Here is a 22,246-nt window from a genome sequence, read left to right as displayed (position 1 = left end):
TTTCCTATCTTGCTTGTTGAATTTTGGTCAGTAGCGATTGACTGGCATTAGCAATATCTGTTTGACCACAAATAGCGGATACTACTGCGACACCTTCAATACCAGTTTTTATGACCTCAGTGACATTGGATAAACCAATTCCGCCAATGGCAACCGCAGGACACTGTTTGAGTTTCACCAGTTCAGCTAATTGTGCAGTACCTATGGCAGAAGCTGCATCTTTTTTGGTTGAAGTTGGGAAGATTGGCCCGATACCCAAATAATCAACCAATTTCCATTCAACGGCATCAAGTTGTTGTTGATTACTAACAGAAAAGCCGAGCCATTTATTTGCACCGATTAATTGACGCGTGACGGCAACAGGTAGATCACGCTGTCCAATATGTACGCCGTCAGCGTCTATTGCTAATGCGATATCGACATGATCATTAATAAGTAGCGGTACTGGTGTGTCTTTTAAAAGGTGTTTGAGTTGCATAGCCGCGTGATACCAATCTTTACCTGATAGTTCTTGTTCTGATCTTAATTGTACGGTAGTTACACCATTTTCGATGGCAATTTTGGTGGTATTAAGCATGCCTTGAATACCGCCACACAATTGCGGATCGAGCACTAAATAGAGGGTTAAATCGAGTTGTTTTTTCATCTGCTTGCCTTATTTTGAACCATCAACAAAAAGTGAAAGCTGATCGATAAGCGACACAGCAAAACTGCCTAGTCCTTTCTGTTTATTGGCTCGCTCGCCAGCTGTTTTCATCATATAACAAGCACTGGCTGTGGCAGCTAAACTATCAGCACCACAAGCAATAAACGCAGCTACCATCGCGGATAATGAACAACCTGTACCGGTGACATAAGTTAATGCAATATCTCCACCCGCAATGCGATAGGTGTTCTCACCGTCAGTGATATAGTCAATATCGCCTGTCATGGCGACAATGGTTTGATAACGACGAGCCAATTGTTGAGCTGCTGTTAATGCAACCGTTGTCGAATCTTGGCTATCGGTACCTTTAGAACATGAATGTTCGCCATTTAGCGCTAAAATTTCAGAGGCATTACCACGAATCACTGTCGGTTGATAGTTTAACAGTTGTTGAGCGATATCAGTGCGGTAAGCTAGGGCAGGTCCAACGGCAACCGGATCAAGCACCCAGCGTGTTCGGCTTTGTTGGGCTTGTTCGGCTGCTAACAGCATACTTTCAGCAATATTGCTATGTAGTGTTCCAATATTGATTAATAAGCTATTGGCAATATCGACAAATGGTTTTACTTCTTGTTTGGCAATAATCATCGCTGGCGATGCACCAATCGCCAATAAGATATTGGCAGTAAAATTTTGCACGACTTCATTGGTGATGCAATGTACTAATGGGCGTTGCTGCTTAACAAGGTGAATAAATGGTGTGGCGTGCTCAGCCTGAAAGGTTTTTATCTCTGACATATTCTTTCCTTAACGATTAATACAACTTATAACAGGTTAGGAAGAATTTGCCAATCAGAAGGTTAACGGCTAGACTTCCCTACGCTGGTATAATCCAGATCAGGTTCAACGGGTAAAATCTCAGTTTTTTGTATCAAACAAAAAACACCCCGAGTCAAAACAATTTGTGTATTATGAACTGAGTATAAGTTTTAAACAAGATTATTGTAATAATCTTTCAATATCGGTAATGGCTTTTCTATCAGGTAAAAAGATGATTAAATGGTCATTATCTTCAATAGTTAAATCAGTATTAACAATAATCACATCTTCACCTCGTACTACTGCACCAATTGTTGCAGCTGAAGGTAATTTTAATCCATTGATATTTTTACCAACAAGTTTTGATGTATCACTATTGCCTTTCGCTACAACTTCAATAATTTCGGATTCCCCTTGTCTGAGTGAAACGACTTTGACGATACCCGTTTGTCTTACATGGCTTAAAAGCTCAGAGATTGTGGCATGCTGTGGTGAAATAGCAATATCAATCACACTATCATTGATCAATTCAAGATAAGCTTGCCGTTGAATCAGTACAATCACTTTTTTAGCGCCCATTCGTTTAGCCAGCATTGATGACATAATATTAGATTCATCATCACTGGTGACAGCGATAAAGAGATCGGTTAATTCTACCTGTTCTTGTGAGAGTAGTTCTTGGTCTGAAGATTCGCCATGTAATACGGTTGTATTGACCAACTGTTCAGCAATAAACTCAGCTCGTTGAGCATTACGTTCAATTAACTTTACTTGATAATCGTTTTCTAAGCGTTTGGCTAGAGCGACAGCAACACCGCCTCCGCCACTAATAATGATACGTTTATAGGGCTTTTCTAAGCGTTGTAATTCACTTGTTACGGCTTTTATGTTCACCGGAGGGGTAATAAAATAGACCATATCACCCGCTTCAATTAAGGTTGAACCGATTGGGCGAATAAAACGATTTTTTCGATATATCGCAACCACTCGAGCTTCGACATGCGGTAAATGCTCTTTTAGTTCAGATAATTCACTGCCCACTAATGCACCGCCATAATAAGCAGTGACTGCAACGAGACAGACACGATTATCATAAAAAGAGGCAAATTGTAAAGCGCCTGGATATTGTACTAACCGGCTGACATGATTAGTGATTAAATTTTCGGGTGCAATGATGTGGTCAATATTAATACAATCTTTGTTAAAGAAGGGATATTTTTCGTCGTTATATTCAGGCGCTCGAATACGTGCAACTTTTTGCGGTATTTTAAACATGACATGACCAATTTGACAGGCCATCATGTTAACTTCATCAGAATTGGTTACAGCAACAAGCATATCAGCGGATTCGGCACCGGCGCTTTCTAATACCTGAGGGTATGAAGATTTTCCTAAAATAACTTGTAAATCAAAGCGTTCTTGTAGTGATTGCAGTTTGTCATGATCTTCATCAACGACAGTAACATCGTTTTGTTTTTCGGTAACCAGATACTCAGCTAATGCACTGCCGGTTTGTCCTGCACCTAGAATAATAATTTTCATAACAGACCTATCATCGTTAAATGACTTTACTACGCTTGCTATCTTGTGACAAGCGTACTTATGTCAATTAATATTGTTTAAGTTTACCCTTAATTTGCGCTATTTATTCGACTCGCTATTAAACAAAACCGATTACATCGTATACTTTTTTCAAGGTCGGCTCGGCTTTAGCGCGCGCTTTTTCAGCGCCTTCACGCATAATAGAAAATAGATAATTTTCATCGTTGCGATACTCATGATAACGGGCTTGTAATGTTGTTAACATATCGATCACTTGCGTTGCTACTTCCGTTTTCAAATGACCATACATCTTTCCTTCAAACTCTTTTTCAAGCTCTGCTATCGGTTTACCTGTAACGCCAGTTAAAATATCTAACAAATTAGAAACGCCGACTTTATTTTTTAAGTCATAGCGAACTACTGGTGGTTCGTCAGAATCGGTCATCGCTCGTTTGATCTTTTTCTCCACATCTTTTGGATTTTCAAGTAGACCGATCACGTTATTGCGGTTTTCATCAGATTTAGACATTTTTTTAGTTGGTTCTTGTAATGACATCACTCTTGCACCAACTTTAGCAATAAATGGCTCTGGTACAGTAAAAACATCACCATAAAGTGCATTAAATCGCATAGCAATATCACGTGTTAGCTCAAGGTGTTGTTTTTGATCATCGCCAACCGGTACTAAATTGGCTTGATATAGCAAAATATCAGCAGCCATAAGCACAGGATAATCAAATAGACCAGCATTAATGTTTTCTGAATGACGTGATGATTTATCCTTAAATTGCGTCATGCGGCTAAGTTCACCAAAATAGGTATAGCAGTTTAACGCCCAACCTAATTCTGCATGGGCAGGAACATGAGATTGTACAAATATAGTGCTTTTTTGTGGATCGATACCGCATGCCAAATATAATGCCATTGTATCTAGCGTTGCTTTGCGTAATTTTTGTGGATCTTGTCTTACGGTTATCGCATGTTGATTGACAATACAGTAAATGCAGTCATATTCGTTTTGTAGCGCAACCCAATTTTTTAAAGCACCTAAATAGTTGCCAAGTGTTAGTTCTCCTGAAGGTTGTGCACCACTAAATACAATCGGTTTACTCATAATTTATTCCTAATTTATTTATGCTCTGTTTTTTGCTAATTATTTTTTTGCATCAGCTTTGGGATGAGGTAATAACGTTAATATATCTTTAAAATCATCAAATAAGAAATCGGGATCACTTGTTGCAATCGATATTCCATAATTATAACCATAGCTCAATGCTACAGTAGGGCAATGTGCGTTTTTAGCTGCCATAATGTCATTTTGAGAATCACCCACAAATAATAATTGATCACTAAATAGACCGAAGGCCGCCATCACTTGATAAAGTCCAGCTGGATGAGGTTTTAATTTGATCACATCACCACCACCTAAGACTAACGAAAAGTATTCTTTTATTCCTAAAGAAGTCAGTAAATCAGGCAAAAATTGTGCAGGTTTATTGGTGACTAAAGCAAGTGGATAGTGGTTGTCATGTAATGCTTTTAAGGTTTGTTTGACGTGTGGAAATAACTTAGTTTCTACATCCATAACCTTATCGTAATGTCGATTAAAGAGTGCCTTGGCTTGTGAAAACATTTCATTAGAAGGTTGGACATTGATAGCTTTAAATATGCGTTCTAACATCACATCAATGCCATTACCTACAAAGTTTTTTACTTGCTCATTGGTTATCGTATTTAATTTTAAATCGGCAAGCATATGTTGGGCTGCAAGCGCAAGTCCAGGAACACTATCCACTAGTGTTCCATCCAGATCAAAGGCGATGGCTTGAATATCGTCGAGTTTAGGCATGAGTTACTCCTGATAGCGCTTTACGCATTGCATCAATCACTGTTTTATAATCTGGTTGACTAAATATTGCTGAACCTGCAACAAACATATCTGCACCAGCTTTAGCAATTTCGGCAATGTTATCAACTTTTACACCACCATCAATTTCTAAACGAATATTTTGTTTAGATTGATTAATACGCTCTCTTACTTGTTGTAGTTTTTTCAATGTTGATGGAATAAATGATTGTCCACCAAAACCAGGATTTACGCCCATTACTAAAATAATATCGACTTTATCCATCACATAATCTAAGTAGCTTAAAGGTGTAGCAGGATTAAGCACAATACCCGCTGTGCAGCCATGATCTTTGATTAATTGTAAAGAACGATCTAAGTGGATGGTCGCTTCAGGATGAATAGAAATATTCGTTGCACCTGCTTTAGCAAATGAAATAATCAGCTCCTCAACTGGGGTAACCATTAAATGGACATCTATCGGTGCTGTTATACCAAAATCACGCAGTGCCTTACAAAACATACTGCCCATGGTAAGATTGGGAACAAAGTGATTGTCCATTACATCAAAATGGACAACATCTGCTCCTGCATCAAGTACTTTTTGAGTATCCTCACCAAGGCGAGCAAAGTCAGCAGATAATATTGATGGTGCTATAATAAATTCTTTCATGATAAAACCTCTTGTGCTAAAAGCTCATCCCTGTCGTTTAAGATTTTTGATATAGTGCTAAAATCTCGTCAATTTTTTTTCGCCCTTCACCAGCGCAGCTAATCGAACGACGCATTTCGGCCCGATAAAGATGGCGTGCTTTTTTATATAAGCTTCTTGTATAAGAAGTATCATGATTAGATACAAGAACCGGAATATCATTTTGATAGGCGATATTTTCAGCAAGTTGCGATAACTTTTTATGTTCTTCAAAACCAAAATTATTCGAATAATAGGCTGTAAAACCCGCCGAATTACCCGCTGAAAGGTAAGGGGGATCACAATAAATTACTGAATTTTGTTTAGCTTTTTTCATTACTTCATAATAAGGAGCACAAATAAATTGGGCATTTTGAGCTTTTTTAGCAAAAAAATAGAGTTCTCTTTCTGGAAAATAGATAGTTTTATAACGACCAAATGGCACATTAAAAAAACCACTATTATTATAACGACATAAGCCGTTGTAACCATGTCGATTTAAATAGACAAATAATAGTGAACGTATATATTGATCTTTACTATGATTAAATACATCGCGCAGTTGATAAAAGGCATCAGACTGGTTGTTCTGATGAGTAAATAATAATTTAAGATCATTAATAAATTGATCTGGGCTGGATTTTAACAAGTTAAATAATGCAATCAGATCATGATTGATGTCAGCTAAAATATAGCTTTTATAATGTGTATTTAAAAATACTGATCCAGCACCAACAAAAGGTTCAATTAATTGATCACCTTCAGGGAGATATCGCCTAATTGTGTCCACAAGCTCATATTTTCCTCCTGCCCATTTTAAAAAGGCTCGTTGCTTTTTCAACGGTTACTCCTAGTTTTTCTTTGTAGTCGGATAAATGAACGATATCCTTTAGTTGTTTGCAATTTTCTCTTTGTTAATAGCGGCTCCAGATTTAACCCATGGTTTATCTTTTTGGAGTACTGCTGGTAAAGATTTCATCGCTTTATGAGCTTCATCTCTTGATGAATAATTGCCTTTGATTAAAATGAACCACGTACCATTTTTATGCTTAGTTTCATAAATATGATAATCAGTAATATTATTTTGTTTTACAAGTTTCCTTAAACCTTCAGCCGATTTAGAAGCGCTAAGCTGAATTGCGTAACGATCGTTTCCTATCTTAGCGTTTTTAGCTGTATTGGTTTTTTCGTCTTTTTTATTAGTTGATTTTCGATTATGACTATCTGTTTGGTGTGAAACATGGGTTCTACCGTTAGTGTCATTAATTGTTGTCGTTCTATTCGTTGACGTTGTTATATCACGATTAACTGAAGGAGCAGTTGGCGTATTTGTATTTGCTAAGTCGCTACCTGTATCGCTAGGAATATCCAGTTGTTGTTGCGTATTTGTTTGATTTAACGCACTTTCAGTTGGTGTCTGATTTGCAACGCCAGCGCTTTCTGTTGGCATTGCATTTGTCGCTGGACTGTTTAGTCCGTCAGTTATAGGCGTAGTATTGGCGTCAGCTGAACTTACACTATTTACTTCAGGTGGCGTTACAAGCGTTGGTTCATTTTTACGTGAAGAAGATCGAAAGATAATTAAACTAAGCAATAACAGAATAATAACGATTGCCAAACCAAGAATAATTAATTTTTTTCTTGGAAAATCTTGTAAAAAACTTGGCAATGTCAACGAGGGCTTAGCGTCCTTACTAGGTTGTTCTGTTATATAACGGTCATCTCTATCTACACGCATACTTGCTCCTTAACCTATCCAAAAGGTTTATTGCTTTATGACTAACCATTATTGTTAAAATAAATGGCTTAAATTTGCTCTATTTTTTCAATGATATAACCCGCAACACCTTTGGCACTTTGTTCATCTGTTTTAATTGTGATATCCGCAATTTCTTCATAAAGAGGTTCACGTTCTCCCGCTAACTCTTCATAAAGTTCTCTTGGAGTATTACCACCTTGTAATAATGGGCGACGTTTGTCTTTTTGCGTCCTTGCCATTTGTTTTTCAATAGTTGTTTCTAAATAAACAACAATACCACGTGCTGATAATCGATTACGGGTCTCTTTTGATAATACTGAACCACCACCGGTAGCTAATACTACACCTTGTTTTTCAGTTAATTCATTAATAACTTTTTCTTCTCTGGCTCTGAATCCGTCTTCACCCTCTAAATCAAAAATCCATGCAATATCAGCACCAGTACGTTTTTCAATCTCTTGATCAGAGTCGAAAAATTCCATGCCCAACTGTTGTGCAATTTGTCGGCCTATAGTGCTTTTTCCAGCCCCCATTGGGCCAATTAGAAAGATATTTCGCTTTTCTGCCATTGTAGTTTCATCATCTATTAATTTTGGTTAAAATATACAACACAATGTTAATGTTTATGACTGATTGAATCATTTACCTCATTAACTGTGTAACTTTTCTTGGATCTCCGTCTAACGACAAAAATTTAGGTCGGTAATTATCTCAATAGATAGTACCTTTTTGCAATAAGTATTTGTAATAGTTTTCTAGCTTATTCCTGCTTGGTGTAAATCATGAATATTTAACGCACCGACTAATTCACCTTCGCTATTTACAACGGGTGCAGCTGTAATATTGTGGTCATTAAATGATTTTAAAGCCTCTACTGCTTTCCAATTTTCAGGTATTTGATATCCTGGGCTGGTCATCACGTCTGTAATGCTGTCTTGCAATGTCCCATTTTTGAGTAATAAACGGCGTAAATCCCCATCAGTAAATACACCAACAATTTTATTATTATTTTTGCAGATTGCAACTATACCCACACCAGTTCGGCTTAATTCTAACATAGCATCAAATACGGTAGCCGTTTGTGGTACTTTGGGAATTAAATCGCCCTGTCGCATAACATCTTTCACATGATTGAGTAATTTAGCGCCTAAACTCCCCGCAGGATGAGAGCGCGCAAAATCTTCTTCTTTAAAACCCCGAGCACGCATAACAGCTATGGCAAGCGCATCGCCCATTAATAAAGTATTGGTCGAACTCGAAGTCGGTGCAAGTCCCATAGGGCAGGCCTCTTTTTCAATTGAAATATCAAGCACAGCCTGAGCAGATTTAGCTAATGGTGAATCTAATCCACCTGTAATTGCAATAATAGGCACATTCATTGCTGTAAGGATAGGGATAATAAAATTAAATTCTTTTGCCCGACCAGAATAAGAAATCAAGATAACAACATCGTTTTCGGTCACCATGCCTAGATCACCATGTAATGCTTCGGAAGGATGCATGAAAAAAGCTGGACTACCAGTGCTGGCAAGTGAGGCCGCAATTTTTTTACCAATATGCCCAGATTTACCAATACCTGATACAACAACTTTGCCTTTTGTTGTTAAAATCAGCTGACAAGCTTTGATAAAATCTTGCCCGAGTCGGTTTGGTAGTTTTTGAGCTTCGTGAAGTTCTAATTCAAGTAACTCACGACCATATTGTAATAATTTGTCCATTTTCAACAAGCCTAACGCATTTAATATGAATAAAATGAATTTATAATCGGTGATAACAACGTAAAATGATTATAAAGAGTCGGATTACTGATATTTTATCAATTAACGATCGAATATTCAAAAAAGAAAGGTGTGACATTAAAGCATTTGTGGTATTTCAAGCCTTTAAACATCAATACATAATAATTTATAACCCAAAAGCCACTTTTATGCCCAATGTGATTAAAATTACCCCCAATAATTTATCGATAATTAATTGCATTTTAAAATAGTGTCGTTGAACTGCTTGTGTTTGAAAGATGAAAACCACAAATGGCCACCATAATACGGCTTCTATCCAAATGATGAATGCAACTAACAATTTGTCGGTGGTTGACGAGTTAGCATTTAATACTTGGGTAAAAATAGCTAGAAAAAATAAGGTTGCTTTAGGATTAAGTAAGTTACACAATAACCCTTGTATAAACGCGGATTTAGCGGACATTTGTTTGTCAATTAATTGTTGACTGACATAAGTAGTATTGGTCTGTTTAGCAAGTAATGCTTTAATGCCAAGCCATAATAAGTAAGCGGCACCTGCATAACGTAATACATTATACAGTAATGGTGTAGCAGCAATCAGTACTGCCACACCGGCTACACAATAACTCATATGGATTAATATTGCAGTGATGACTCCCAAACACGTCAACAGCGCTATTTTTCGGCTATAAGTTAAGCTGTTTTTCAAAACCAAAAAAAAGTCAGGACCAGGCGAAATCATGCCAAGACAACTGATGGTTGACACTAAAAGTACGGTATCAAGAGTCATAATTATGCCTAATTCAACAAGTGAGCAGCTTGATTTAAACTAGCAATGCCGGAATTTTGCTTAAATAATGAAGCGAAAATAAAATTAAGTCGCAAAAGAGGTAAAATAACAAAGGTAGATAAAGGCATAAAAACGCGTTACTTGGCAATCAATATTTCCATAGTATATATGTATTCTTGAAAAAATAAAAAAGTTATCCCAACAAGTTTATCATTTTCTTTACATAATAATCAAAATAGAGTTTATTGAGGTACTTATTACAAGTGAAGTATCCGCTCGAAAATGCTTAATAGATAACGTTGATAGTTATTTCGTTGCGCAACGTCAAATTAATTATATCGATGATGGTAATTAATTTTCTTAATAGATTGGCTTTATGTGAAACGATTTCATTCTTATGATCTCACACAATTAATTGGGGTGATAAATGGTTTAGAGCTTTATCATTTAAGTTAAATAATAAGCTTGATAAGTATACAGTATGTATCGACCTTTTTGAGTTCAAACAACAAACCTGCAAATTATTATCAGCTATCATTAAAGTAGACTTTACAATTATTAACTATTTTATCATTGATGAGTTTGATTGTTTTTTTTATACTGCTTTCCATATAATATTATTGAAAGCATATGGTATTTGTTCAAAATTTAGTATAAAAAACAAAGGACTATTTAAAAAGGATTAAAAATATGTTAAAATACAGTTGTTTACGGAGCCAGCCAGCCAGCCAGCCAGCCAGCCAGCCAGCCAGCCAGCCAGCCAGCCAGCCAGCCAGCCAGCCAGCCAGCCAGCCACATATAGAATAATTCACTTTTTTAGCGCGTTCGTTAGCGTTATTATTCCCGCCAGAAATTCCTTTTTATTATTTTATTTTTTCATTAATCAATTTGTTGGTCGGTTAAAATTAGCCGTTTTATCCAAATTAGACTTATTATTAAAATTATTTATAAAACGACGTTTATTGTTAGTGTTTTTGTTATGTCCGGTGCTGTTTAGTATGCCCGTTTATGGATTAAGTTCACAAACAGCAAAGTCGATTAATGGTAGTAGTCCGTATTTAAGTTTTGACAATGGTAAGAGTGCTTCATCAACAATAATGCCGTTGTTATCTATTACGCTACCGAATAAAGTAGTCATTTCGGCATTGCAAGACAATTCAAGTGCGACAAACCCTATTGTGATAGATAAGGCGCCATCGACATTTAGTGATATTGTGACAAATATGCCGTTTGCAAATTATCCATCAACGACCTTAGCCAATGTGGTTGTGACAAATAATTATTGGCGCGATCCGGATGGTGATAAATTATTTACGATAACGGGTAATATGCAAATAAAGTGGGAAAATGCGGCAGGAGAAGATATCACCAATTATGTAAAGTCAAATCCGAATAGTGAATTAGATGCGTGTAAATCTCCCTATAAATTAACACTCAGTGCTGATGATGGTGCTTTAGTAACCAGTTATGGTATACCGGATATAGGTCAATTTACCGGAGGCAGTCATAGTTATTATTTTTATCCAAGTCCGCCTAAAGTATGTTATGTACAACCTAATGTAGCAATGGATTCAAGCTCCTACCCCTATCCAGGTGTTAATCTTAGTGATTTAGATGGCCCTGATTGGGTTGGAGGGAAAGGGTTTGTGCCTAAAAATCCAGCATCATCGAGTAGTAATTTTCCTTCAACTGGTGCAAATAATATGGAATTTTATTTAATTTTGGGTGGTATAACGCCTGAAACAGTACTGTCAATCAATGGTTCAACAGTAACCTACGACGGTAGTAGCACCTCAATGAATGCCTATGCTCGATTATCTGTACAAGACACGCCAGGTTGGGGCAATAGTGCCAAGCAAAAAGCAATAAAAGTGGTACTAAAATCTCCGGGTACTAATGGAGCCGTGTTAAAGGATGGTGTACGACCACCATCATTTCCTATCTTTAAAATTTATTCTGATACGGCAAAGAAAAATATATTGTACAGTTTTTATTTGCGACGTTGGTATGTACCTTTAACCCCAAGAACATATAGTTCTGCCTATTCAACTTGTAAAAGTTTAGCTGGGCCTTATCGTTTAGCTCGAATGGAAGATTACACAAATGCAAATAATGTTGATATAAATTGGAATGGTGGCATACCTGGTCGAAGCGTTAATATTTATCGTCGACAATTGAGTTATAAAGTCAATGGTAAATGGATTGGCGGTATATTTAATGAATGGGGTAGAACAGATAATGCGCCTGAAAATTACCCAAATAGTGCCTGGTTACCTACTTATTATTGGGCTGCATCTGATGATGGCGTTACAACTTCGCCTTATGATGTATGGTCTGGGGCTGGGAATGTACACTATTGGGATCAAACTATTAATTCACGTAGAGCAGCATGTGTTTTAGATTTTTACTAAAAAATGTATTAATTTTCAATATACTGATACGTTTTTTACAATGTTAGTCCAAGGATGGATGAATCTTTTACTAGCTGAATACAAAATGAGCATTACTGATTTGATTAAAATTCATAATCACTATTGATTAGATAAAGGTTAAATGTAGTATGGATATAATTGATAAATTAGAGAAAAGTAATAGTCGCACTAGTATTTATTTTTTCAAGCAAGGAATATTTGCGCAATTGTATGGCATGTCGCTTTATTTGGCTAGAATTGAATTAAATCTTTTGGTGAAAGTATGCGGTGTTCGTCATAAAAAAAGTGGTGGCGATCTTATTCTACGAGGTGGATTACCGGTTTCAACCTTAGAAAAACATTTTGGTCGTAGATTAATTCATCATGAATATGGTTATGAAATAAAGTTAACACATGAAATAGAGGATTTGACAGATTATAACAGTTGGTATCTCAAGCAAAAAAATTATCTACTAAAGAAGGAAGAAATCGAGCGAAAAAATGAAACAGAGCTAGTAGAGGCTGAAAAAAACTTAGAAGTATCGGCTTTGAGCAGAAAGTTAGCAGCCAGCAGGCAGCTAACACTCAGCGAGCAAGAGTATTATTTTTTAATGAATTGGCGACAGGATAAATATCCATCATCAATAGAATCGGGTTTTATCCGAGGTTTGAAGGAAAAAATTTTATCACAGGGGCGAAGCCGTCTGAGATAAAATTTCTAGTATAAAAAACATGCATTTTTATTTTTTAAAATAATGTAAAATCTCAACACACTTTTTTGAGAAAAAGTTATTCACACAATAATGAAATAGCCGATATCAAGTCGGCTAAGTATCTAACCAATCAACAAGTTAATTTAATACCTGTGTAAAAATAGCTAGAAGAAATAACGTTGCTTTAGGATTAAGTAAGTTACACAATAACCCTTGCATAAACGCGGATTTAGCTGACATTTGTTTGTCAATTAATTGCTGATTTACATAAGTGATATTGGTCTTTTTTGCAAGTAATGCTTTAATGCCAAGCCATAATAAGTAAACGGCACACGCATAGCGTAATGCATTATACAGTAATGGCGTAGCAGCAATCAGTACTGCCACACCGGCTACACAATAACTCATATGGATTAATATTGCAGTGATGACTCCTAAACACGTCAACAGCACTATTTTTCGGCTATAAGTTAAGCTGTTTTTCAAAACCAAAAAAGTCAGGGCCAGGCGAAATCATGCCAAGACAACTGATGGTTGACACTAAAAAGTACGGTATCAAGAGTCATAATTATGCCTAATTCAATAATTGAGCAGCTTGATTCAAACTAGCAATATTCGGTTTATTTTGTTCAATATACTGTTTTTTATCTAAATTTGGTTGAGTTAAATAATCGGTTAAAAATTTAACATTACTGTTAATTTGAGCACCATTTAAAATGAGCCTTGGCAAATCAATCTGATAAATGGTTTGATCGGGTGTTTTTTGTAAATCAGCTGTTTGTGCATTTGTGAGCAAATAAAGCTTACGTTCTTTTTCTGCAAGATGTTTTATCGTTGGGGTTGCCGCACCCATCATTAAGTGATCGGGAAAGATATAAAACACGGTGTTTTCAAGTAGTCCTTGATCTTTTAACTGCTTAATAAACTGACCAACATTATAGTCTAACGAAGCAGCAACAAATGACATATTATCGTCTTTCGGTGCAATCACCGATCGCATTCGTTCGTCATAAAAACCATTTGGCGCATGCGTTGAAATGGTTGAAATAAATAGCGCGAAGGGTTTACCTGAGCTATGCAAACTCGTTACCTGTTTGTGGGCTATATCTAATATATCTTTATCATATAAACCAAAAGGCGCATTAGGATATTGACCAGCATAGTTTTTCTCAGAAACGACTTGCATGCCTAACAGCTCGGCTATGTGTCCAATACCCGCAAATTCAGGGCCAGCCATAACATAGCGCGTTTCATAGCCTGCTTGTTTGAGTACGTCCCCCAAACTGACTAACTGTGTTTTATTTGCGCTGGCCAGCGGTGATGTCGAATATTCACCAATTAAAAATGGCATACCAGTCATATAAGTATACATTGAAGCTGTTGTCCAACTGCTACCAGCGCTCATTGGCATATTAGCAAAGAAGGTATAGTCTTGCCGTAGTTGGCGTAAATGTGGCGTAATATCAGTAAAATCAAAAAAACCTTGTTCAAACGATTCTAAAGATAGAACAATAATATTTTTACCTTTTTCACTAGTGATTTGTTGCTTAGTTGGATAATTGTCCATGTTTAATGCGTGTAGTGCCTGCTCAAATGATCGTTTAGGTGCACAGGTCACTTGATAGATCTCGTATATTCGGCTAAATGGACCGTTTTGATAACTTAATGAGATAATTGCTATTACACCAATTAATATTCGGATCGATAATCGACATTTATGTTGGCACAAATTAGCTAACTTTGTCAGCAAATATATCAATATAAAAAATACCGCAATCACAAGTACGGCTTGTAATTTAAAGATAAACAGCCCTTCAATAATATCATTAACATTTAAATTAACGTAAAACTGATAATCGATAAATCCACCACTAAAATAGATCGAGGTCAGTTCCATCACAATAAAAACTGTCATTAATACTATGATCAATAGTTGCCATTTTTTTTGTTTAAATAATGAAGCGAAAAGAATAGTTAGTAGCAAAAAAGGTAAAATAACAAGGGTAGATAAAGGCATAAAAACGTGTTACTCAGCAATTAACTTTGCCACAGTATATACGTATTCTTGAAAAAATAAAAAAGTAACCAAGGGTGGTATAACGAACATTATATTCCATTATTGTTGGCCACTCAGCATTGGCGGTTAAAGTTATTAAAAAAATTAACAATCTTTTTTTTATTTTTTTGATATTAAATTAATAGGTTAATAAAAAAAGCAAAAATAATATGAAGAATTTCACTGTTTTGTTGCTATTGGTTTTTTTACTTACTTCTGTTACCAAAGATTCTGACTATTATGCGTGACCTATAAATTTGACAAACATGTGGATGAAAATAACATTGTCTATTAGAGGTTAGATGTATCGAAAACTAAAATAACTTAACTTGTTTTTGAATAAATAAAAAAAGATTATATAAACACAGTTATCATTCTGTTATTTTCTGAAAATAAAATAAAGCTTATGAAGTGATTGCTACTGGTGAAGCATCTTTCCGATCTGATCTATACAGTTTAATTTAAGCAATAAGATCGATAACGATACGGTATGTATTCACTTTTTTAATAAACAACAAACCTGCAAATTATTATCAGCTATTATTAAAGTAGACTTTACAATTATTAACTATTTTATCATTGATGAGTTTGATTGTTTTTTTTTATACTGCTTTCCATATAATATTATTGAAAGCATATGGTATTTGTTCAAAATTTAGTATAAAAGAACAACGGATTATTTAAAAAGGATTAAAAATATGTTAAAATACAGTTGTTTACGGGGCCAGCCAGCCAGCCAGCCAGCCAGCCAGCCAGCCAGCCAGCCAGCCAGCCACATATAGAATAATTCACTTTTTTAGCACGTTTGTTAGCGTTATTATTCCAGCCAGAAAATCCTCTTTATTATTTTATTTTTTCATTAATCAATTTGTTGGTCGGTTAAAATTAGCCGTTTTATCCAAATTAGACTTATTATTAAAATTATTTATAAAACGACGTTTATTGTTAGTGTTTTTGTTATGTCCGGTGCTGTTTAGTATGCCCGTTTATGGATTAAGTTCACAGACAGCAAAGTCGATTAATGGTAGTAGTCCGTATTTAAGTTTTGACAATGGTAAGAGTGCTTCATCGACAATACTACCGTTGTTATCAATCACTTTACCAAAAAATAAGGTGATTTCGGCATTGGAAGACAATTCAAGTGCGACAGATCCTATTATGATAGATAAGGTGTCGTCGACATTTAGTGATATTGTGACAAATATGCCGTTTGCAAATTATCCATCAACGACCTTAGCCAATGTGGTTGTGACAAATAATTATTGGCACGATCCGGATGGTGATAAATTATTTACGATAACGGGTAATATGCAAATAAAGTGGGAAAATGCGGCAGGAGAAGATGTCACCAATTATGTAAAGTCAAATCCAAATAGTGAGTTAGACACCTGTAAATCGCCTTATAAATTGACACTCAGTGCAGATGCAGGTTCGTTAGCAACAAATTATGGGATCCCCTCAATAGGAAGCTTTACGGGAGGCAGTCATAGTTATTATCTTTACCCAAGTACGCCTAAAGTATGTTATGTTAAACCAAGCCTTGCATATGGTCGTCATTTCAATGATGAGGGTCTAGGTGGAGAGATTGCCGGTCCACCTAATATTTGGAATCCAGACCATGGTTTTCTTGTTCAATCTATCACGCCCGAGTCATATGGCATTAACTTTCCGACTACGGGTGCTGACAATTTATATTTTGATCTTGATATAAGCGGGACAGGAGCATTAAATTGGCCTGTAGTAACACATGGGGGGATCACAGCCACAATGATTCCAAATAGTAGTGGTACCAGTGTGCGAGTGACACTGACTGGACCTGTTGCAAGTGAGGCTCAAAAGCAAGCACTTACCCCTGGTATTATTCCAAAACCGAACTTACCTGCAACATTTGAATTAGTGGGTAAAGATAATCAAGGTAAAGAAGTAATAAAATATGGGTTTGTGTTAAAGCAGTGGTTTGTTAATAGGGGACAAAATAAAGTTAATTACGATAACGCAAAAACTTGGTGTGATAGCATAGGTTATCAGCTTCCAACAGTAAAAGATCTTACTAACGGCTATTGTCCATTTCCAGATGATCCAACTTGTCAATCAGCTGTACCAACATCGGATTTCTCACCTTATCAGCGTTACATTGGGGCAAGTTTTTTAGCTGAGTGGGGCAAAATGGGAAATTATCCAAATGCAGATTTTAATAATAGCGAAACATGTCTATATTGGACAAGAGATCGTGGACAAAGTGATAGTTATTATCGTGTTTTCTTCGACGATGGAGTTATCTACGCTTTTGGTGGACATCTTTCTGTCTATTCAGTATGTGTAGCTCCTTAGCAATCATTTATGTCGAGCATGTGTTTTAGATTTTTAAAAATTTGGGTTTAAAAAAGCAATAAAATTTAGGATGATAATACTGTTTTTTTATAATGTCTGTTTAATGAACAATAGTGTTTTCATTGAAATAAGGCTTATGTTATGGCATACACATGTGCGTATTATTTAGTGAATAAATATATCAAGTAACTTTATGGATGGATGAATTTTTTACTAGCAGAATACAAAATGAGCATTACTGATTTGATTAAAATTCATAATCACTATTGATTAGATAAAGGTGAAATGTAGTATGGATATAATTACTAAATTAGAGAAAAGTAATAGTCGCACTAGTATTTATTTTTTCAAACAAGGAATATTTGCGCAGTTGTATGGCATGTCGCTTTATTTGGCTAGAATAGAGTTAAATCTTTTAGTGAAAGTATGCGGTGTTCGTCATAAAAAAAGTGGTGGCGATCTTATTCTACGAGGTGGATTACCGGTTTCAACCTTAGAAAAACATTTTGGTCGTAGATTAATTCATCATGAATATGGTTATGAAATAAAGTTAACACATGAAATAGAGGATTTAGCAGATTATAACAGTTGGTATCTCAAGCAAAAAAATTATCTACTAAAGAAAGAAGCAATCGAGCGAAATAATAAAACAGAGCTAGTAGAGGCTGAAAAAAACTTAGAAGTATCGGCTTTGAGCAGAGAGTTAGCAGCCAGCAGGCAGCTAACACTCAGCGAGCAAGAGTATTATTTTTTAATGAATTGGCGACAGGATAAATATCCATCATCAATAGAATCGGGTTTTATCCGAGGTTTGAAGGAAAAAATTTTATCACAGGGGCGAAGCCGTCTGAGATAAAATTTTTAGTATAAAAAACATGCATTTTTATTATTTAAAATAATGTAAAATCTCAACACACTTTTTTTGAGAGAAAGTTATTCACACAATAATGAAATAGCCGATATCAAATCGGATAAGCATGAAAACAATCCGCTAGTTAATTAACGATTTCACTCAACCAATCACTATTTATTCACATTTTTACTTATTATTTTATCAACGAGTTAATACCTAAGCGAAACTGACCTATCAATTCCTTTAGTGAGTGAATAATTAAAACTGTAGACCAAAATAGCAAATCTCTTTTTCAGCATTTTTCATATAAATATTACTTATAATGATTAAAAAAAGATTGAAATTGCTGGTTAATTAAGTAACGATAATCGAACACGATTTTTTTTGAACATATTAATACAACAATTAGCCGCAAGGTCAATGTGATTGACAACAAGGAGCCAACATGTTTAGTAAAGAAATGACAATTGCCGATTATGATAAGGATTTGTGGGATGCGATTAAAGGTGAAGAACAACGACAAGAAGATCATCTCGAACTTATCGCATCAGAAAATTACACCAGCCCTCGTGTTATGCAGGCTCAAGGCTCTCAACTGACCAATAAATATGCGGAAGGTTATCCCGGTAAACGATATTATGGCGGTTGTGAATATGTTGATATTGTTGAGCAATTAGCCATAGATCGTGCTAAAGCATTATTTGGCGCCGATTATGCTAATGTACAGCCCCATTCTGGATCACAAGCTAACTTTGCTGTTTATACCGCACTTTTACAGCCCGGTGATACTGTTTTAGGCATGAATTTATCTGAAGGCGGTCACTTGACGCACGGCGCACCTGTTAGTTTTTCAGGTAAACTTTATAATATTGTTGCCTACGGTGTTGATGCTACCGGTCATATCGATTATGAGCAATTAGCTAAAATCGCTAAAGAGTCGCAACCTAAAATGATTATTGGTGGTTTTTCAGCTTATTCAGGTATTGTTGATTGGAAACGTATGCGTGAAATAGCTGATAGCGTAGGGGCATACTTTTTTGTTGATATGGCCCATGTTGCAGGTTTAGTTGCCGCAGGTGTTTACCCAAATCCAGTGCCTTATGCGCACGTTGTAACAACAACGACACACAAAACGCTTGGCGGTCCACGTGGTGGATTAATTTTAGCTAAAAATGGTAGTGAAGATCTTTATAAAAAATTAAACTCATCGGTCTTTCCTGGCGCGCAAGGTGGCCCTTTAATGCATGTTATTGCAGCAAAAGCAGTTGCACTGAAAGAAGCGATGGAGCCAGAATATAAAATTTACCAACAACAAGTCGTGAAAAATGCACAGGCTATGGTTGAAGTTATTTTAAAACGTGGTTATAAAGTAGTTTCTGGCGAAACTAAAAACCACCTATTTTTAATTGATTTGGTTGATAAAAATATCACAGGTAAAGAAGCGGATGCTGCTTTAGGTAGTGCAAATATTACAGTGAATAAAAATAGTGTTCCTAAAGATCCACAAAGCCCATTTGTTACCTCTGGTGTGCGTATTGGTACGCCGGCAATTACCCGACGTGGTTTTAAAGAAGCCGAATCACGAGAACTCGCGAATTGGATGTGTGATGTGCTAGATAATATTGATGATGAGCAAACTATACAAGCAGTAAAAGAAAAAGTGCTAGCTATTTGTAAGCGACTACCGGTTTATCAACATTAATTTTAAATGATATTCGCCGACCGCTAAGTCGGCGAAATTAATCATCATAAATATATTTTATTTATGCTTTTATTTTTCTGAAGTTGTTGTGGTATTTTTTTGAACTGAAGACTTTTCCGGTTCTAAATATTGATTGAAATACCCTTTATACCAAAGCCATCCTCCACTTATAGCTATGCCAAGTACAATGGCTAACCAAAATGCTATAGTTAATTTTTTATTTCTTCTTTTTAATGGATCGCGTAAATTTCGTTTAGCGTTATCCGGTAGTTCTGCTTTGCTGGTAAGTAATCTTCCTAATAATAGATTGATTTTTACTTGCCCGTTAATTGCCCAGCCGGATGCTTCAAGTAAAGGACCAAGTGTTCTACGCCTTAATTTTAACCAAGCTAAAACAACAGAAGGACCTGAAATAATTAAAAACAGACCGATAAAAACCAGTGGAAATTGCCACCAAGTAAGTGAAAAAATAGCTTGAAATAGTGTGGCTAGTGCAGTACCTATGGCGCCGACAGCTAAGCCTATAGCAGCAAAAATTCCGACACTTTTACCAATATCAAATTTTGTTTCTGGCTGTTGGATGACTTTTTCACTGGATTTTTCGATATCAGCATCTTTGCTTGTTGCCCATTTGTTAATTTGTTCCGTAATTAAACGCCCTATACGTTGATAAGGTGCCCATATTGCTTGTTGAATACTAATGGGTTTAGTTATCATTTTAACTACATTGGCATCCCAGTCATTGCCATCGTTGTCGATAAATACACCATTACGCCCCTCTATTAATAGATCACCTTGCCCCGCTGTGATTGCTGCTGCAATAGTCTGTTTTTCGCCTAGTCTGGTACATTCACAATAAAGTAGACATAACTCGGAGTAATTGGCCATCGTTGAGTGTTTAGCTATATTTTCTACCGCAACACATAATGTGGCACAACGACCGTCAATATAAAGTTTTCCTAATTGAAATGCGGCTCTTTTTTCCAGTGAAAAGAAATCAGCAAATGAAGCAAAGTTAACTAATAAACGATAAAGGTGTTTTTGAAAAAGCACCAGTTTTTCTAACACTAATACATCTGATGCTGAAATTGGTGTTTTACTGTCTTGTTCAATCATTTTTTCAAATTCAAGCAATAAATGATCGATTGTCGAATCATTGATGAGTTGATTTGGTATATCCTCTATACTTTCCGTTGGGTTGGTTGTGACATTTAATTTCACCATTTCCGGTTTAGAATTAATCAATGTAGCGTAGCCTTCCAAGCTATGTTGTATCGCTTTCCATTCTGATTGACTAAGTTGATTTGGATTAGTCAATGAAGTTGCAACTAATGTTTTAAAACGGCTAATTTTGTCTTTCCAAAGCGGATTAAGACCATTGACTAAGTCAAGCGTTAGGCTGTTATCAATTTTAGATAAAGGTAATTGAGCGAGTGCTTCATTTGATAACAGTCCATTTTGATTTGGTACAATATACTTCTCATCAACATTAAGTACTGATTGTGCTTGGGGCGCATATTGCGCCAGTTCAACACGTAAAAAATAATCATCAATTTTAGGTTTAAGTAATTGGATTAATTTCCATATTTCTGCACTATTTGCACCAAAAGGTGTTTGGGTATTACTAATATCTGTTTGCCATTGTTGCCATATCTTGATATTGCTTACAAAAGTTTTAGCGATGTCGAGCGTTATACCATCTTGTCCACTCATATCTTTTTCTGCACCAACAGTTTTAATGGCAGATTCAATAAAAGATTGCATTTGAGTTGGTAATTGAGCAGATGCAGGAAAAATCAAATCGCCATTATAGAGTTTACTTGCATTTATTTTAAACGATTGTTGTACATCATCTTGCGTCAAAGACTCCGCTTGATTTTTACCTAGATTGGCTAAGATACTACGAGCGGTTATTAATAATTTTTTACCTTGTTCGGTCGATGTGTTGATCTCTGATAAAGGTAAGGTCGGCCGGCTTGTTAAAATATTATCAAAAGATACTATTTTGTCTTTTATCCAATTAATTGCATTTAAAATGTCAGGAATACGAATTCGCCCATCTTTATCATCATCTAATAACGCAAGTGTTCTTTCGTCAAAATCTAACCCTGTTGTAGGGCAACTTAATGCCACCCATAATTTGGGATCTAATTGTGGTAAATCAATAATATCGTCAGCACTTTTAAAAACGACTTGATCTAATCCACCTACACGTTGAAATGTCCACATATGGCTCATCATAACCTCCATAATGAAATATCATTGATAGTGATAAATAGTAAAAATATCGCAGTATTTATTTTTTAAAAGAAGAGCATTGAATGCTCACCATAGTGAAGCCTTTAACT

At 35.9% G+C, this 22,246-nt stretch carries 18 protein-coding genes, 1 pseudogene and 1 riboswitch; of the genes and pseudogenes, 5 read left to right on the top strand and 14 right to left on the bottom strand.

Annotated features, from left to right (window positions below):
• Positions 1-4 precede the first annotated feature (4 nt).
• From thiE to A9G03_RS07595, 11 genes are all read right to left on the bottom strand, one after another.
• On the bottom strand, positions 5-646 hold the full coding sequence (gene thiE, locus A9G03_RS07645; protein ID WP_065798847.1) for a thiamine phosphate synthase: 642 nt from the start codon (positions 644-646) through the stop codon (positions 5-7).
• A gap of 9 nt (positions 647-655) precedes the next feature.
• Positions 656-1,435, bottom strand: a complete 780-nt coding sequence (thiM, locus tag A9G03_RS07640) for a hydroxyethylthiazole kinase (protein ID WP_065798988.1) — start codon at positions 1,433-1,435, stop codon at positions 656-658.
• A gap of 68 nt (positions 1,436-1,503) precedes the next feature.
• Positions 1,504-1,606: riboswitch (TPP riboswitch) on the bottom strand.
• A gap of 39 nt (positions 1,607-1,645) precedes the next feature.
• Entirely contained in the window at positions 1,646-3,049 is a 1,404-nt protein-coding gene (gene trkA / locus A9G03_RS07635) for a Trk system potassium transporter TrkA (RefSeq protein WP_255307739.1), read from the bottom strand.
• Positions 3,050-3,125: 76 nt separating this feature from the next.
• On the bottom strand, positions 3,126-4,121 hold the full coding sequence (gene trpS, locus A9G03_RS07630) for a tryptophan--tRNA ligase (RefSeq protein WP_065634793.1): 996 nt from the start codon (positions 4,119-4,121) through the stop codon (positions 3,126-3,128).
• A 39-nt stretch (positions 4,122-4,160) separates the two neighbouring features.
• Positions 4,161-4,856, bottom strand: a complete 696-nt coding sequence (locus A9G03_RS07625; RefSeq protein WP_065798846.1) for a phosphoglycolate phosphatase — start codon at positions 4,854-4,856, stop codon at positions 4,161-4,163.
• Positions 4,849-5,526: a ribulose-phosphate 3-epimerase gene (rpe, locus tag A9G03_RS07620; RefSeq protein ID WP_065634795.1), complete on the bottom strand. Its 678-nt coding sequence runs from the start codon at positions 5,524-5,526 to the stop codon at positions 4,849-4,851. Before rpe ends, A9G03_RS07625 begins: the two co-directional genes overlap by 8 nt.
• Before the next feature lie 37 nt (positions 5,527-5,563).
• Positions 5,564-6,385: a Dam family site-specific DNA-(adenine-N6)-methyltransferase gene (locus A9G03_RS07615; RefSeq protein WP_065634796.1), complete on the bottom strand. Its 822-nt coding sequence runs from the start codon at positions 6,383-6,385 to the stop codon at positions 5,564-5,566.
• 48 nt (positions 6,386-6,433) lie between these two features.
• Positions 6,434-7,282, bottom strand: a complete 849-nt coding sequence (locus A9G03_RS07610) for an SPOR domain-containing protein (RefSeq protein WP_065798845.1) — start codon at positions 7,280-7,282, stop codon at positions 6,434-6,436.
• Between the two features lie 68 nt (positions 7,283-7,350).
• Entirely contained in the window at positions 7,351-7,872 is a 522-nt protein-coding gene (gene aroK / locus A9G03_RS07605) for a shikimate kinase AroK (RefSeq protein ID WP_065634798.1), read from the bottom strand.
• Positions 7,873-8,058: 186 nt separating this feature from the next.
• Positions 8,059-9,021 carry an arabinose-5-phosphate isomerase GutQ gene (gutQ, locus tag A9G03_RS07600; protein WP_065634799.1) on the bottom strand — a complete coding sequence of 321 codons (963 nt, stop codon included), beginning with the start codon at positions 9,019-9,021 and terminating at the stop codon, positions 8,059-8,061.
• Between the two features lie 187 nt (positions 9,022-9,208).
• Positions 9,209-9,832 (bottom strand): LysE family transporter, encoded by a 624-nt coding sequence (locus A9G03_RS07595; RefSeq protein WP_065634800.1) that lies wholly within the window; start codon positions 9,830-9,832, stop codon positions 9,209-9,211.
• A gap of 998 nt (positions 9,833-10,830) precedes the next feature.
• Between A9G03_RS07595 and A9G03_RS12560 the strand changes: the two genes are divergently transcribed.
• Positions 10,831-12,243, top strand: a complete 1,413-nt coding sequence (locus A9G03_RS12560; RefSeq protein WP_179854745.1) for a hypothetical protein — start codon at positions 10,831-10,833, stop codon at positions 12,241-12,243.
• 149 nt (positions 12,244-12,392) lie between these two features.
• On the top strand, positions 12,393-12,956 hold the full coding sequence (locus A9G03_RS07585) for a hypothetical protein (RefSeq protein ID WP_065798843.1): 564 nt from the start codon (positions 12,393-12,395) through the stop codon (positions 12,954-12,956).
• 144 nt (positions 12,957-13,100) lie between these two features.
• On the opposite strand, the pseudogene A9G03_RS07580 reads toward A9G03_RS07585, so the two are convergent.
• A pseudogene (locus A9G03_RS07580) lies at positions 13,101-13,473 on the bottom strand (LysE family transporter); the annotation flags it as partial.
• Between the two features lie 57 nt (positions 13,474-13,530).
• Entirely contained in the window at positions 13,531-14,973 is a 1,443-nt protein-coding gene (locus A9G03_RS07575; protein ID WP_065634284.1) for an LTA synthase family protein, read from the bottom strand.
• 1,017 nt (positions 14,974-15,990) lie between these two features.
• Here A9G03_RS07575 and A9G03_RS07570 point away from each other — a divergent pair.
• The 3 genes from A9G03_RS07570 (at position 15,991) to glyA (ending at position 19,898) form a co-directional block, all read left to right on the top strand.
• Positions 15,991-17,343 carry a hypothetical protein gene (locus A9G03_RS07570; protein ID WP_065798841.1) on the top strand — a complete coding sequence of 451 codons (1,353 nt, stop codon included), beginning with the start codon at positions 15,991-15,993 and terminating at the stop codon, positions 17,341-17,343.
• Between the two features lie 292 nt (positions 17,344-17,635).
• The gene (locus A9G03_RS07565) at positions 17,636-18,199 is read left to right on the top strand and encodes a hypothetical protein (protein ID WP_065798840.1); all 564 of its coding nucleotides are present in this window, start codon (positions 17,636-17,638) and stop codon (positions 18,197-18,199) included.
• Positions 18,200-18,641: 442 nt separating this feature from the next.
• A complete protein-coding gene (gene glyA / locus A9G03_RS07560; RefSeq protein WP_065634287.1) occupies positions 18,642-19,898 on the top strand; it encodes a serine hydroxymethyltransferase in 1,257 nt (418 codons plus the stop codon).
• A gap of 69 nt (positions 19,899-19,967) precedes the next feature.
• Here the strand turns inward: glyA and A9G03_RS07555 are convergent, their stop codons facing one another.
• Positions 19,968-22,136 carry a phage holin family protein gene (locus A9G03_RS07555; RefSeq protein ID WP_065798839.1) on the bottom strand — a complete coding sequence of 723 codons (2,169 nt, stop codon included), beginning with the start codon at positions 22,134-22,136 and terminating at the stop codon, positions 19,968-19,970.
• Positions 22,137-22,246: the final 110 nt, after the last annotated feature.

Origin of the sequence: Gilliamella sp. wkB171 (assembly GCF_001693755.1) — a bacterium.
GTDB classification, from domain to species: domain Bacteria; phylum Pseudomonadota; class Gammaproteobacteria; order Enterobacterales; family Orbaceae; genus Gilliamella; species Gilliamella apicola_F.
Note: the sequence above shows the minus strand (reverse complement) of the source record. Positions and strands in the feature narration are given on the sequence as shown.